This window comes from Amycolatopsis sp. VC5-11, from assembly GCF_037034185.1.
GTDB classification, from domain to species: Bacteria; Actinomycetota; Actinomycetes; order Mycobacteriales; family Pseudonocardiaceae; genus Amycolatopsis; species Amycolatopsis nivea.
In genome coordinates, this window is the sequence record NZ_JBAGKF010000024.1 from 78,396 (window position 1) to 93,428 (window position 15,033).

The 15,033-nt window shown below is 67.9% G+C and carries 1 protein-coding gene; it reads right to left on the bottom strand.

Annotated features, from left to right (window positions below; all coding sequences use genetic code 11):
* Window positions 1-20: 20 nt before the first annotated feature.
* Window positions 21-15,014 (bottom strand): WXG100-like domain-containing protein, encoded by a 14,994-nt coding sequence (locus WA670_RS40780; RefSeq protein ID WP_336161465.1) that lies wholly within the window; start codon window positions 15,012-15,014, stop codon window positions 21-23.
* Between the last annotated feature and the right edge of the window lie 19 nt (window positions 15,015-15,033).

Sequence of the window (15,033 nt, forward strand, 5' to 3'; positions counted from 1 at the left end):
ATGAATCTACCGGGCGGGCTTCACTCATGGCTGGGACTTCCTTCCGCCAGTTCGGCCAGTTCAGCGGCCTGGCGAGCGGACGCCGCGCGTTCCTCCGCCTGGTACCGGCGAATGGCCGCGGCCGTGTGCCAACGGTCCAGCCAGCCCAGCCCGACGACGCTCAGCCGGTGCGGCCTCGGTCGCGTCCTCGGGCCGTCGAGGGCATTCCGCAGCGCAGTGCGGAAGGCGGCCGCGGACAGATCCTTCGCGGCCAGTTTCCGGATGACGGCGGCCAGGTCGCGGGCGTAACCGTCGGGGTTCGGGCGGTCGGCGAGCCGGGTGAGTTCTTCGAGCAGCAAGGTCCGGCCGCCGGGGGCGCTCAGGACGGCGTCCAGGGTGCCGTGCCGTTCCAGGACCTCGACCGCCTCGGCGATTCGGGTGACGTCCGCGCCGTCTCGGGTCGCTTGGGCGAGGTCGGAGAGCACTCCGGCGGCGTCCGGCTTGCCCAGCAAGGTGTCGGTCACGCCGTGCAGATGGAGGACGGCGTGCTGCTCGGCCAGGTCGGTGTGTCGCGGGGACAGCGCGGCGAGTTCGCGGGCGGCGGTCCAGATCAGGTCCGGTCGTTCGTGCCGCGCGACGTCCTCGGCGAGGGCGGCCGCCGATTCGCCGCGGCCGAGTTCCGCGAGGACCCAGCCGAGCAGCTTGGCGGTGCCGTCCCGGTCGCTCAGCGGGATCGGCCCGGTCGGTGGCGTCGGACGGAACCACCAGCGGTGCGTGGCGGTGCGTACCAGTTCTTCGAGCATCAGATCCGCGTCGGGGGTGTCGCTGAGCAAGTAATCCGCAGTCGGGTGTTCGGCCGCTGGCAGCCGGACGGCGTCGGCTGGACGGTCTGTGCCGTCGATACGCAGTTGTTCGGTGAAGTTTCGGATCGCTGTTGCGTCAGTGGTCAAGAAGGACGATCCATTAGGGACGGACACATCGGACGGTCCGTAGTGGACCCCCACGGTACGGCCGTCAGGTGTCCATGGCCGAGGTGTCGCGGGTGCGGGGGAGTCGTCCAGGCCGCGGAAAACCCTCGGCGTTGGCGTGCCAGTCGACATACCCGGGCCGAAAGCGATCCTGACTTGACCGTCCCCCTCGGACACTCGGATCTTCACCGGGACGCGGTCCAGCACGTCGGAACCCAAGGCGTCGGCGAGCTTCCCGGCCAATTCGCGCGCTGCGGCAGTAGCGAGCGCTCGGCCGTCCGGTCCGGTTCCCGTGACCTCGACCGGCGGGACTGGGCCGTCCGTCGAACGCAGGCGGGAGATCAGGTTATCCAGCGGCGTATCTGCCACCAGGACGGCGTCGGCGGCTTGCATCGTCGCGCCGCGCTGGACCTCGCCGAGGTGGTAGTGCACGCGGCTGTCGTCGATGGTCAGCAGCGCGCGGGCATCGGGCGGGAGCGGAACGTCGTGCACCTTGCCGGTGTAACTGCTGCGGTCGGTCACGGTGCGAACGAGGGCGGACAGCTCCGGGTTCGCCGCGATATAGGACAACGCCGCGTGCCACACCAGATCCGGGTCGGCGTGCCGGCGCACCGCGGGTTCGACCGCGGTCAGATGCAGGTCGCCGTCCCGGTTGTGCAGGCCGCGCACCAGCGTTTGGATCACGCGCTGGGTCAGCTCCAGCGTCTCGAACCGGTCCGCCAGCGGGGCCGGATCGCCCTGCGGCGGCAGGAGCCAGCTGTGGTCGCTGTTCATCCGGATCTCCGTCATGCCCGGGAGTTCGAGCGCGGAGCTCAGGCCGATCCGCCGGGCCGTTTCGGTCATCGCGACCGGGCCGGAACGGTACATCACCGACTGCCGGTGCACCCGGCCCATCGGCGTGGCGAAGAAGCCCTGGCCGAGCGAGTCCACCTCGCGCGGCATCAGATTCGCCTGCGTCTGCCCGTAGTTGTCCCGCAGCTGGTCCAAATAGGACGAGGCGAACGGGTGTCCTTTCGACATGGTGAACGCCGAGTTCGCGATGTTCCCGCCGACCCGGTGCACCGCGTAGCCGGCGTCGGACTCGGCGGCGCGGACGACGTCGTCCAGGCCGTGCACGACATTGTCGCCGTCGGTGTAGAGACCGCCGAACCGGTGCATCAGCTCCAGCCGCAGGATGTCGCTCGCCGCCGCGAACCCTGGGCCGGTCTGTTTGGCCACTTCGGACAGATAGAACTCCTGTGTCCGCATGGGATGCTCGCTGGTGAACACTTCGTCCACATTGACCAGTTGGACGCGGTGCTCGCCGGCCCAGCGCAGCAGGTCCCGGACGTCGTGCAGCGGATCCGGGCCCTCTTCCGGGGCGGTGGTGGTCAGAGCCAGTTCGGTTTGCCAGCGCGGGACGTCCGTCCACAGTACGGGGACGATGCCGTCGCCGAGCCGGTCCGCCGCGTCGCCGAAGTTGCGGCGGAAGGCGTGCATCGTGCCGGTGTCCTTGAGCGGTCCGCCCAGCCAGATCGAGTGCATCAGCAAGGGGGTGGACGTCGTCTTGGCGAGCGGTTCGACGTTGCCGGGCGCCCATGTGGACAGTTTCTCGTCGGGTCGTTCCTTCTCGAGGGTCCAGTCGCGATTGTCGTCCAGGTTGGCGGGATCGAAGTGTTCGCTGCTCAGCTGGTAGCCCTTGGCGAGGTCCAGCAGGTCCAGGAAGCTGATGCCCTGTCCGGCGGTGAGGGTCCGGAAGTCGTGTCCGCGCAGGAATTCCGGCGGTTCCGGGGCGCGGTACAGGCCGAACAGGTCTGGTCCCAGCAACGGCGCTGGCGCCGGACCGTTGACCGCGGTCTGCCGAAGGTCTGCCACGAGGTCCTCGGGCGAGGAATAGCGGGTTTCCTCGACGGGCGGCGCGCTGTCTGTTGTGGACTGCACTGAAGGGTCGCCGAAGGTGTGGAAATGCCCGCCGTCGGTGACTGCGGTGAAGCTGTCCTTCGCGCCGATGGCCTTGCCGAGTGTCGCCGAATCCCGGCCGAACAACGCAGGCTTGGTCGGCGCGTGCACTGTGGACGGACCGCCGAGTTCGCTGAGTGCTCGCTGGAAGTCGTGGGCCAGGCCGCCTGGTCCGTCGGTCTGGCCGGTGCTGCACGCGATGAGCGTGACCGAATGGGACTGCGCCAGCGGCGCGGCCTGCGCGACGATCCGGGCGAACGTATCGCCGTCGACTCGCACAGTCTTGCCGCCCAGCAAAGTCACCTTGACCGACTGTTCGCGTCCGTGGGCGAAAACGAAGAGGGAGTCGTCGTCCCACGGTGCCGCGGTGTGGTCGGCCCACTCGCCGAACCGGCGGCCGGACAGTTCCGGCGTGGCCCCGTTGGCGTTGGCCTGCTTCAGAAGCGGATCGAACTTCTCCGGCGTCGCGCCCTCCGGAAGGGTGCTGACCGTACCGGAATTGCTGGCTACCCAGTCTCGTTCGACGCTTTCGGTGTGCTCGTTCGCCGGAAGGAACGAGACAGCACGAACCCGGCCGGAGGCGTCGGTGATCTGGCGGACCTGAATGTCGTGCGGGTCGAAGCTGTACGGCCGGTCGGTGTCAGTGTCCCAACCGGACACTGTGTCGTTCGCTTCGACAGTGCCTTCGCGATGTTCTTCGACAGTGTTCTCCGCCGGACGCGGCCAGGTGTGCGCGTTGAGCTGGCTGTCCACTTCGGACTTAGCCTGCCACCATTTCCGCAGCGCCTCGTCGGCTTTGTCGCGGGCTTCCTGGATCCGGTTGGCCGCATCGTCCTGCCGCGCGGTGTGGTCGGTGTGATTGTTGCGGTACTCGTCCAGCACAGCCAGGATTTCCGCGGCGCGATCCTGCGCGGCCTGCCGCTGCTGGACCAGGTTCGCCTGCTCGTTCCGGATCTGCTGGACCTGCCGTTGCGCGTCCCAGGCCCTCGCGACCAGATCGCTTTGCTCGACAGAACCCGGTTCCTCGCCGAGAGCCAGCGACAGAAGCTGCTCGTCGAGTTCGTTGAGCCGGGTGATCTCGTCATTGCCTGCGCGCAAGGCTTGGCCCACGTCGCGAGCTTCGTTCTGCGCCGTCTGTACGGCTTGCCGCATTTGCTGCACGGGATTGCCGTCGGCCGGGAGGTGCAGCCCGCGTGCGCCGTCGGTCGTAGTGCGGACGTTGTCGTTTTCGGACAGCCACGCATCGTCGTAGTCGCGCTGTGCCTTTTCGAGTTCCTCTTCCGCCGTGCGCCAATCCTCGGCGGCCTTCTTCACCGCGTCCTGCGCCGAGGTGAGCGTCTCCGGCAAGGGCTGGCCGAGCGACTGTTCCAGGTCCGTTTCGCTCATCCGCGTCCGCGACGACTGCGGCACCCGCACCTCGACCGCCGCGGTCTTGCCGTCGACCGTCGCGACGATCCGGTACTCGACGTCGAACCCGACCAGCCCGGTCCGGCCCTTGTCCTTGCCGACGACGGACCGCTGCGCCGCGGCGGTGCTGGACGTCGGATCGCTCTGCCCGACCGGGCCGCGCACGTCGAGCCCGCCCCAGGCATGCGTGTTCCGGCCGGGGTCGGTGATGCCGCCGGTGCCGATATTGCCCTGCTGTTCGCCGGTGACCGTTTCCTTGGCCTCGCCGGTGAACGTGGATCCGGATTGGTCCGAACGCTCCAATTTCACCGAATCACTCAGTCCGGTCAGATCCGGTTTCACCACGCGGGTGTAGACCTTCACCGAGGCGTGGCTGCTGCCGGTCACCGCGGAGGAATGCAGATCCGGGGTCGCGAACGGTTTGCCGACCATGTTCGGCAGATGCGCTTGCAGCGTTTCGTTGGTGATTGAAGACGAGAGCGTGTTGTGCGCGCCGGTGCCGGGTCTGGTGAGGCCGTTGCCCGCGCCGGCTAGCCGCAATGCGCGGATGGCGCCGGCCCGCACGTCCGCGGCGCCGCGGATCCCTTCCACGGTCGAAGACTTCGGCAGGGCACCGAAACCTTCCTGCTGCCACGCTTCGAGACGGTCCGGAGTGGACTCCGCGGCGCTGAGTTCGGTCGTCCGCGATCCGTACAGTTTGGTGTGGTACTGCTCGTCGCCGGAGATCCGGTGGTCGTCCGCGGACGACCGCGACGTCACGGTCGCCTCCTGCGAAGCGACCGGGTAGGTGCGCCCGTCCCGGGCGACAACGAGCTCGAACTGGACCTGGTGCTGATACCGCGCCGACGGTCCGCTCGAGGACGACGTCAACGCGGTGGTCGTGGTCTTGGCCTCGACGGTCTGGTCGGTCTTCGCGCGGGTCCCGGTAGCGCCGAGGTACGCGCCGTCGTAGCCGCTGACCTTGGGCTGGCTGTCCTGGAACAGCCCGCGGCCCGCGCCTCGTACTTGCCCACCATAGGACGAGCCGTGGCCGGAATTCTTTTTGTCCGTCTGGGTCGAGTTGACGACGTGGTCGACCTCGCTGCCGTCATGCTTCACGCCCAGGAACTGCGTGTCGAGGATCTTCGCCTTGAGCTGCAACTGGTAATTGTCGGTCCAGAGCACGCCTGCGTCTTGTGCCAGCAAGGACACGCCGCCGTCGAGTGCACTGTCCACAAGGGACGTGACCGCTTCCGGGGAGGCAGTGTCGAGCGTGCGCTGGAGGTTGTTCATCGAATCGTTTAGCACCGATTTCGGCAGCAGCCTGTCGCCGAGCTTGCCGAGCTGCTGCCGGGCGTCCTGCACCAGCTTCGTCAGGTTGGGCGCGTCTTCCAGCACCGCCGAGCCGAGCGAACTGGACTTGCCGCCTACCAGCGGCGGAGCCGAAAGTTTTCCGGGCGCCGGGGTGCGCGGTTCGACCGGCGGAAGCAATCCTTCCGCACGTGCCTCGTCCTCGGTCATCGCCACGAAGACCGAACCCGGCAGATGAACGTCCGCGCCCGCGCGCGAAATCGATCCGTTGACCAGGCCTTCCTGGCGGCTTTCCGCGATCAGCCGGACGTTCGAATCGTACTGCACCAGCACGGTGCGACTGTCCGAAGAGGACCGGTTGGTGTGGTCGACGCTCGCGGTGATCTCCTGGGACGAACCGGAGCTGCGCTGCCACGGGCTCCATTTCGCGGTGCCGAAGAACTGGCCCTGCCCGTGGGTGTCGCTGCCCGGCGGCCGGATGGTGAGGCCTAGCTGCACGTTGGCTTCGATGGATTGCTTGTGCGTGCCTTCGTAACTGGCTTTCGAGCCGCCGGAAAACGTCCGGTCGCCGCCGCCGGTTTCCGAAACCGCGACGAGCTTCGGATTGCTCAGCGAGACGCCCACGCCGAGGCCGCCGACTCGGTCCGCGACGCGGCGGTCGTAGCGGAATCCGTTCGCGGTACCGCCCTGTTTGAGCAGCTTCGGCGTGAGGCCGCGGAAGTTTTCCGGGGAGAACATCCGGTCCACGCGGGCGCGCGCCTCGCTGCCCGGCAGGCCGAGCACCGCGTCGCCGCCGGCCGCGCGCTGGAGCTGGCGCAGCGCCTCGTCCCGCAGTGCCTCGGTGTTCGCAAACGCTTCCACGTGCAGGAACTTCGGCGGCGTCTGGTTCTGCTGCTGGGTCAGCAGGTCGTCGATGCTCGGGGTTTCGTTCGGCGACATCGAGACGACGCCCGGCTTGCCCGGTGTGAATTCGGCCGGGTCCTTGGCGAGCGCGGCCCCGTCGTTGATCCACAAGTCGACTTTGCCGCCGATCTTCGGCAGGCCGGGATCGCCGGTTTTGGCCACTGTGGACACCTTCGGCGTGACCCGGAACGGCGAGCCGGGCGTCAGCCGCCGCACCCACGGCCGGTGGCGGGTGTAGCTGGTGATCTCAACCTCGAACTCGACGTCGTGCTCGAAGACCTGCGAATCCGGGCTGCCGCCCTTTCCGGTCGTCGTGGTCACCGTCGGGCCGCCGGAGTTCTTCCAGGTCCGGTTGTCCGAGTACTGCAGCGGGCTGACGGTCGGGCTGATGCCGAGGTTCGCGCCGGCACTGGCGCCCGGAATGATCACGCGGCCTTCGAGACCGACTGACCAGCCTCGTTCGGTGGTGGTCGCGCTGGTCAGCGAGGGGCTGGTTTCGTTGCTGTTCTTGACCGAGCGGCCGTCCGCCTGACCGAGGTGACGGCCAGGTCCCGGCTTCGCCTTCACCGTGACGTTGATGTACTCGTCGGTGAACAGCCCGCGCCGCTTCAACTGCGCTGAAACGCCTTGCGTGAACAGACTGTCCATTTTGCCCCGCAGCGAGGCGACCGAGAACGTGGAGGCGATCTTCCGCAGGTTCGCGAACCGCTCGGAGATGTCCCGGCTGGAGCCTTGGTTGTCGCCCTGGAATTTGTCCCAGCGGGGCAGGAACTTGTCCGCACCCGGCAGGTTCCGCAGCGCGTTTTCGATCTGCGGCTGGACGCGGGTCGCCGGTTCGAACGATCCGGGCCGCGCCGTGCCCGCCGCCATGGCCGCCGCGAGATAGGGCGGTTCGTAGCGCGCGCCGACGTCCTTGAACTTCGGCGAGGTGTTCTTCGGCACCGGAAGCCCCTGGGCTTTCGCCTCGGGCAAGCCCATTCGCGTGTACGAAGTGGCTTGGATCGTGGTCGTTTCCCCGGTTGAGGTGGTGACCTCGAGGTCGACGGTGACCTTGTACAGGCCGATGTCGCCCTTCGCGTTCACTGTGGACTTGTTGGTGTAGCTGGTGCCGCTTGTGGACTGTTGGTTGACCTTCCGGGAGTAGCTGCCGCTGACCCCGCCGACGCCGCCGACCGTCCCGGGTACATAGGAACCGCCGCCGAAGATCGCATTGACCTCGCCGCCGTATTTCGACGAGACGGTGGTGCTTCCGCCGTTTACCGAGGAATCGTTGAAGCGCAGTTCGCTGTCGCCAGGGATTGTGCCGAGGTATTCGACCTTCGTCGGCCGCGCCGCCAGCTGTACCGCGTCACGGTGGGCGCCGTGCGGGCTGAGCAGGTCGTTCGACACCACCGGACTGCCCTGCATCGCGGTGCCGAGCATGCTGCGCACCCCGCCGCGGCTGAGGAATTCCCGCAACGAGGTACGGCCCGGCGCGCCGAATTTGGTCACCGACGGATGCAGGTTCTTGCTCACCTGATCGAAGAGCGCGTTCTCGTCGAAGTCGACCGCTTCCGGCGAAAGGAATTCGATCTTCTTGGCCCAGTCCGGCTTCGGCTCCGCGGGCCCGACCGTCGGTTCCTGCTTCAGGTTGGACAGGTCAGTGGAGAGGACGAGTCCAACTTGTCCGTCCACTGTGGATCCTACGAGGCCGCCGGTTTCGTTGCGCACCGTGATGCGATAGGTGACCGGAGCGTCGGCCCGCTGCATGTCGCCCGCCGTGCGGATCACCCGCTGGTCGGTCCCGGTCGTGGTGCCGGTGTGCTCCGCGGACGGGCTGGCGAGCTGCGCGGTGCCGCCGACGGACGCGTACGGTCCGGCCGGGAACAGCGCGAAGTACGAGGAGCCGACGACCTTCGCGGTGGTGTCGGTGTTCGGGCTTGCGTGGGTGGTCTTGACCTCGTTCTTGACGTCGCCGATGGTCGGTTGCGGGAGTTTCGTGATCTGGTCGGCGTTGACGGAGCTGAAGTCCGGCTCCGCGGTGACGTGCACCTCGTACCATTTCTCGCCGGCGCGCACCATTTGCTTGCGGCCGTCGCCCATAAAGGACTCGAACTCAGGGCCGGACAGGGAATCGGTGATCGCGTCGATGCCGTGTATTTGCGGCGGGTTCTGCTGCTTCGGATTGAGGCGCTGGATCAGGTTTTCGATGCTCGTGCCGACGTCCTTGGCGCCGCGAACGTCGACCGGGACCACGGAACCGAGCGCTTTGCCGTCGCGGACGAACTCGGGCAGCCGGTCGGCGAGGGGACGGGTGTCGGGCTCCTCCTCGGATTGCTCGTCCGCTACGAGTACGGCGTCCTGCTGGTTCTGGTTTTGCTCCGCTGTGTTCGTGGGGGCGTTGTGGTCTGGCCCGGGCTGAGCGTGGTCCTGGTTCGGTGTTTGGCTGTCGGGTTGCGGGGCCTTGATAGGGGTGTGCAGGTTCGGCCTGCCGTCCGGATCCGGCTCCGAGCGGTGGTCGTCCTGGTGCGGCGTCGGGTTCGGCGCGGGGGCGTCGCCGAGGTGGTGGTCGCGGATGTTCGCGGTGTTCGAGACCTGCTCGATCTGCGCGAGGTTGCCCGGGTTGAGCCGCGAATCGTGCCACGCGTCCGGCCCCATCACGCCAGGCTGGTCCTGGCGGTTGAAGAGAATTTCGTCGTTCTTGTAGCCGTCGCCGAGACCGATGAAGTGCATCAGCTCGTGCGTGACGCCGAAGGGCGAGTCGTGGACGTCCCAGTTGAGCTGGTTCGTGTCCGGGGTGTCGGGGTCCACAGTGGAATCGTGCACGTTGACCGGGACCCGGCGGCTGGGGTCGGCCTGCCAGCCGGTGTCGTCCGGGTGGATGTCGTCGGTGACGCGGACGTCGAGCCGGAGATGCAGCTGGTCGCCGCCGGGCAGCCGGGACGACTGGTTGACCCAGTCTTCGAGATGCTGCCGCAGGTCCTGGACGAATTGCTCTCGCTGCTGCGGCGTGACCGACCCGGAATGCGAGGTCAGGTCGATCGGAATGGTGTGCTCGCGCACCCACTGGCCCGGCGCGATCTCGAACCGCCGCACGTCGAACCGGATGTGCGCCATCGCCCCGGCGAGCTGCCCGCCCTTGAGCCCGTCGCGGTTTCCGGTGAATTGCCCGGCGATCTTCTTGATCGGATCGAACCGCTCCGAGGAAAACCGCGTAACCGGCGCGGTGTCGCGACGACCGTTCCAGTCTTTCGGACCCGGCAGCGTCTTCGGGTTCGGCTTCGGTGTTTCCTTTGCCTGCCCGTTGTTTTTGGGCGCAGCAGCAGGAGTTTGCGTGGTCGCCGGACGATTTCCGCTGAGATTGTCGACCAGCGCCTGCCGGGTGGCGAGCGTCAGATCGGCGAGCTTCTTGCCGTCCTCGACGTTCTCCTTCATGCCCTTGACCAGCGACGTGCGCTCGTTCTTGGGCAAATTCGCGACAACCTCGGAAAACACCTCCGGCCGGTTCGGATTCGGCCCGCTCGGAGTGATCCCGTGGAACGCGGCTTTCGCGGCGATCTTCGCCAGATTGGGGTCGAGCGTCGTGTGGTTGCCGAGATAATGGCCAAGCAGATCGGACCACGTCGTTTCGTTGGCGTGGCTTTGAGTCAGTGCGGTGATCCCGTTCGGATCGGTGCCGACCTTGCTCGCGATCCGGGTGCCGTTGGTCTGAATGGCAAGATCGGACGAGAACTTCGCGATCGCCGTCGGATGGTCGCTGTATTGCCAGCTCGGATTGCGTTGCGACAGCACTGAATCGATTAGGCCCTGGCCTTCCTTGGCACCGTAATCGAAATTCCCCGTGTTCGGGTTTTTGGTGCCGAAGGTCGCGTCGTTCTCGAGCTTGTTGCCCTCCATCCGGACAAAAGTGTTCGGCTCCGGGAAGTAAACCGCCCGAGAGTCCACCCCGGCGAGCGCCTGTCGCACGTCGAGATCCAGTTGCGCCGCGCGATTCGCGAGATCCCCGTCCTCGGGCCGGACGTTGTACCCGCCGCTGATCACCTCCGGCGGCCCTTCGGGATTCTGCTGGACCACGGTATTGACCGCGTCGAACAGCGGCCCGGTGCGGGTGTTGAGGGAGTGGACGTCGGCGTCGCCGGTGTGCAGGTAGACCTCGTTGGTCCCGCCCGCTTCGCGGATTTGCCCGACGAGCTGCTCGGTGACCGGATTCCGGACCATCGTTTCGCGGATGCCGCCGTACGGGATGGTCTTCTGGTCGATGTTCGGGTTGCTCGGGTGTTTCCAGGTGAACCCGATAATCGCTACCGGGAAGCGGTTGTCCCAGGTATTCTGGAATTGCTGGATTTTCTGGTTGATCGCTTGTTCCGAGCCTGGTGTGCCGTTGATCCCGATGACCAGGCCGAACCGTCCGTCGGCGGAGTTCCCGGTGAACCCGCCTGCGTACTTTTCCGCGATGGCCTGGAGATTGTCGTCCGGAGTCGCGGCGACGGTGGCTACGACGCCGATGCTGTCCTGGTTGTTCTCGTTGCGGGTGCCGAGGTTGCCGATGATGCCGGTTTCGTGCACGACGGTGAACTTGAAGTTCTTGAGGTGCTGAGCGAAGTCGCCCTTCCCGCCGGTGATAGGCGGCTGCTTGCCGACATTCGGCCCCGGGCCGGCGGCGGGGGTCGGCTTTTTCGGTGCTGCGACTGGGGTGTGGAGGTTGCTGCTTTGGGGTGTTGTCGCGGGCTTTTTGGGCGCTGCGACTGGAGTGTGAAGGTCCCGGCGCGGCGTGGTGTTGTCGCGGGAGCGCGGGGCCGGAGTGGGCTTCGTGCCGATCGGCTTCGCCGGGTTCGGCGGTTGGTTGTTGTTGGCGTCGTCCGGAGTCGGCTGGGGCTTCGCAGAGCTGGTGGAATCCGAGCCGGGTTTCGGTGATGTGGCTGCGCGCGGATTCACGGCCGGCACCGGGTTGGCGGACGGCTTCGGTTCGGAAGCTGGCTTCGCAGGCGGGTTCGGGCTGGAATCGGTGACCGGGTCACCGGTGGGATTGGCGGAGCGGTCAGGGCTTGGACTGCCGGGAGCGTTCGGCCTCGAGCTGGGTTCGGCAGCGGGGTTAGTGCCTGTCTTCGGATCCGGGTTGGTGGTCAGGTTCGGGCCCGGAGACGGTGCCAGGTTCGGATTGCTGGCCGGGTCCGGCCGGGTAGCCGGGCTCGGGTTGGCGGCCGGGTCCGGGTGTGTAGTCGGGCTCGGGTTGGTGGCCGGATGGGGATTGGTGCGGGTGCCCAGGTTGCCAGCGTTGTTCGGGTTTGTGGCGGGGCTGGGCTTGGTCGCCGGAGATGGGTCGGAGTTAGTGGCGGGATGCGAATCGGTGCCCGGGTTGGGAGTGACGTTCGGGTTGGGAGACGGGGTGAGATTCAGATCCGCGGCGGGGCTGGGCTTCGCTGCCAGATCCGGGCGGGGGGCCGGGCTTGGGCTGGGGTTGGTGGCCGGATTGCTGTGGGCGCTCGGGTCGGCGGTGGGGCTCGGGTCCGGGGTGGGGCTCGGCTTGGTCGTCGGCTCCGGGCCGGGGGCAGGGCTCGAGACGGGTTTCGCGGCTGGGTTCGGATCGGTGCTGGAGCCCGGGTTGGTTGCCGGGTTGAGGTTGCCGGTCGTCGGGCCGGTGACCGAGGTCCGGACGGGGCTCGGTTCGGTTGCGGGGTTCGAGCCGTCGACGGTGGTTTTCGGGGAGGGGCTTGGGGTGGAGTCGATGCCCTTGACGCTGGTTGACGTCGGCGGAGGCACCGGCTTGGTCTGCTGGGCGGTCGCCGGGTCCGGGTTGGTGCTGGTGGAACTCGGGCTGGTGTTCGGGGTGCGGACGGAGTCAGGTGACGAGTTCGTCTCGGGGCCATGCTGAGCGGACGGGGCCGGGGAGGCGGTGACGTTCGGGCCGGGCGACGAGCTTGAAGAAGCGTTGGTCGAGGGAACCGGGCCGGTGTGGCCGGACGGGTCGGGGGCGGTGTCCGGACCGGGGCGGGGCGTCGGGTTCGAAGAGCCGTTCGCCTGGCTGGTGTCGGTGACGGAGTGCGGGGACGCGTTCTGGCCGCCGAAGCCGGGGAGGCCGGTGTCGTGGTGCGGGGTGGGCGTGTGGGTGGCGCCGGTCGCGGGCGGCGAGACAGGGTGGCCGCTCGGTGATGGGCTGGTGGCGGGGTTGGCCGGTGAATCCGGGGTCGAAGGGGTCGAGTCTCGCGGCCCGGCGGGGGTGGGTGTGGACGGTGGCGGGGTGGGGGTCCCGGTTTTGACCGAGTCCGGCGTGGACGGGGGCGGCGCGGCGTGGTGGTCGGCACCGTTCGTGCCTTGATTGGCGGGAGTGGAGCCTGGGCTGGTGTTTGTGCTGGTTGACGGGCTTGTGCTGCCACTGGGATTGGTGTTTGCCCCGGGGTTCGGACTAGTGCTGGGGTTGGTGTTTGCCCCGGAGGGTGGGTTGGTGCTGGCTCCGGGGTTGGTGCCGGGGGACGGGCTGGTGCTGGTGCCTGGGTTGGTGATCGTGCTGGGCGACGGGTTGGTGCCGGGACCGGTGTTCGCGCCCGGATTCGGGGCGGAGTTCGTGCCTGGATTGATGCTCGGGTTCCCGGTGCCTGCGTTGGGACCGGTGCTGGGGTTTCCGGCATTTGCGTCGGGATTGGTGTTGGGGTTCCCGGCGCCTGTGTTGGAACTGGTGCTGGGGTTTCCGGCATTTGCGTCGGGACTGGTGCTCGGGTTTCCAGCGCTCGTGCCAGGGCCAGTGTTGTGGCCGCCATTCGTGCCGGGGTTCTGGTCGGGGGTGGGGCTGGTGGTGTTGCTCCCGCCCTGGTTTCCGGTGCTGGGGCCGCTGCTGGGAGGGGTCGAGCCAGTGGCGGGGGTGTTGTCGTTCGTGCTGCCGGACGAACCAGCGGGGTTGCTGCCGGGTGACTGCGGCGCGGGATTGCTGGCCGAGCCGTTCGCGGGAGCGTTGCTGGTGGTGGGGTCGGAGTGGGGGGCGTTGTTCGCGGAGTTGGGGTCGCCCGTTGAAGGGGAGTTGGCACCGGGTGAGGTTGGGGTGTGGGAGGCGTTCGCTGAGCTTGAGTTGGTGGCGGGGTCTCCGGTCGACGGGTTGCCGTTCGTCGAGTGTGCGTCGGGTGTGGGGTTGGGCGTGCCGGGCGCGGAGTTCGAGGCACCGCCGGTCGTCGAGCCGTTGGGGGAGTTCTGGCTGCCAGGCGAGTTGCTGGCGGAGTTGGTGTCTGGGGAGGTGGAGTTGTTCTGGCCGTCGCTGTGCGGGGCGTTGTTGCCGGAGTTGCTGGAACTATTAGCGCCGCCCGGGCCGGAATTGCCGGGGGCGTTGGCGTCACCAGGGCCAGAGCCACGGGAACCGGAGCCGCCGGAGCCGTGTGGATCGGAGCTGTTGGTGCCGCCCAGGCCGGTGCCGCCGGAGCCGGTGCCACCAGGGCCGGTGCCATCGGAGCCATGGGAACCGGAGCTGTTGGAGCCGCCAGGGCCAGCGCCGCCAGGGCCGGTGCCGCCGGAGCCATGGGGGCCAGAGCCGTTGGAGCCGCCAGGGCCAGAGCCACCAGGACCGGAGCCGCCCGAATCGCCAGGGCCGAGACCCCTCGGATCGCCGGAACCGCCAAGGCCGTTAGGGCCGTTGACCGGGTCCACCTTGATGTTCCCGGTCCCGTTCTCCCCGCCGGGGTCGTTCGGGCCCTTCCCCTCACCGCCGCCACCGCCGCCGGTGAGTTTGTCGTGCAGGTTTTGGCCTGCGTGATGGGCGCCGTGCGTAGCGGCACCGCTGAGGCCGCCGTTCAGGGCACCCCAGCCCAGGCTGTCCAGGTCTCCGCCGAACAGACCCGCGCCGGCCAGGCCGACTACTACCTCGGTCGCCGCTTCGACGCCGGCCGCGCCGAAGACGTTGTGGCCCCACTTGCCCAGGCCGCTGTGCGCGCCCGCGGCGAACGCGCCGCCGATCGCGCCCAGTGCGGCGTTCTGGCCGATTTGTTTCCAGTCGAAGCCGTCCCGGTTGCCCTGCGCGATCTGGATGAACTCGGCCAGCATCTCCTCCGCCGCCTCTTCCGCGGCTTCCTGCGCGGCCTCACGCGCGACCCTCGACAGCAGGCTCATCAGGCGCGACATCAGCGAGCGTTCGATCTGCATCACCGCGGTCCGCCCGGCTGCCCAGATTCCCGGGATCAGCGGGGCGGTGAACGGGTTCGTCATCGCCCAGATCAGATCCGCCGCGGTGACTGCGATGGAGATGAGGATGCCGTATTTGGCGTTTTCCACATTCAACGCGTATTCGCGCAGGGCGGCGGCTTGCTGCTGCGCCCGGTAGGAGAAACCGGCGCCCATGGTGCTGAGTTTGTTGGCGTAGTCGGCGAAGTTGGTCGCTACCTCACCGCCCACATTGGACACTACCTGCTCCGCCAACTGGCTGAAACCAGTGCCCGCAGCGGAAATCTCCTGCGCGACCTGATCCCACTCGGCGGCCAGTTCGCGGGCTTTGTCCTCGTCGCCCTGCGGCCAGGCGTCGCCCGCGATGATGTAGAACACCCAGTTCAGGCTGGGGTCCACCATGAGACTCATCGCGGGGGCACCTCCTTGG

Excerpts from the sequence above, each read along its gene's own strand:
- WA670_RS40780 (WP_336161465.1), bottom strand. The coding sequence starts at position 15,014 with ATGAGTCTCATGGTGGACCCCAGCCTGAACTGGGTGTTCTACATCATC.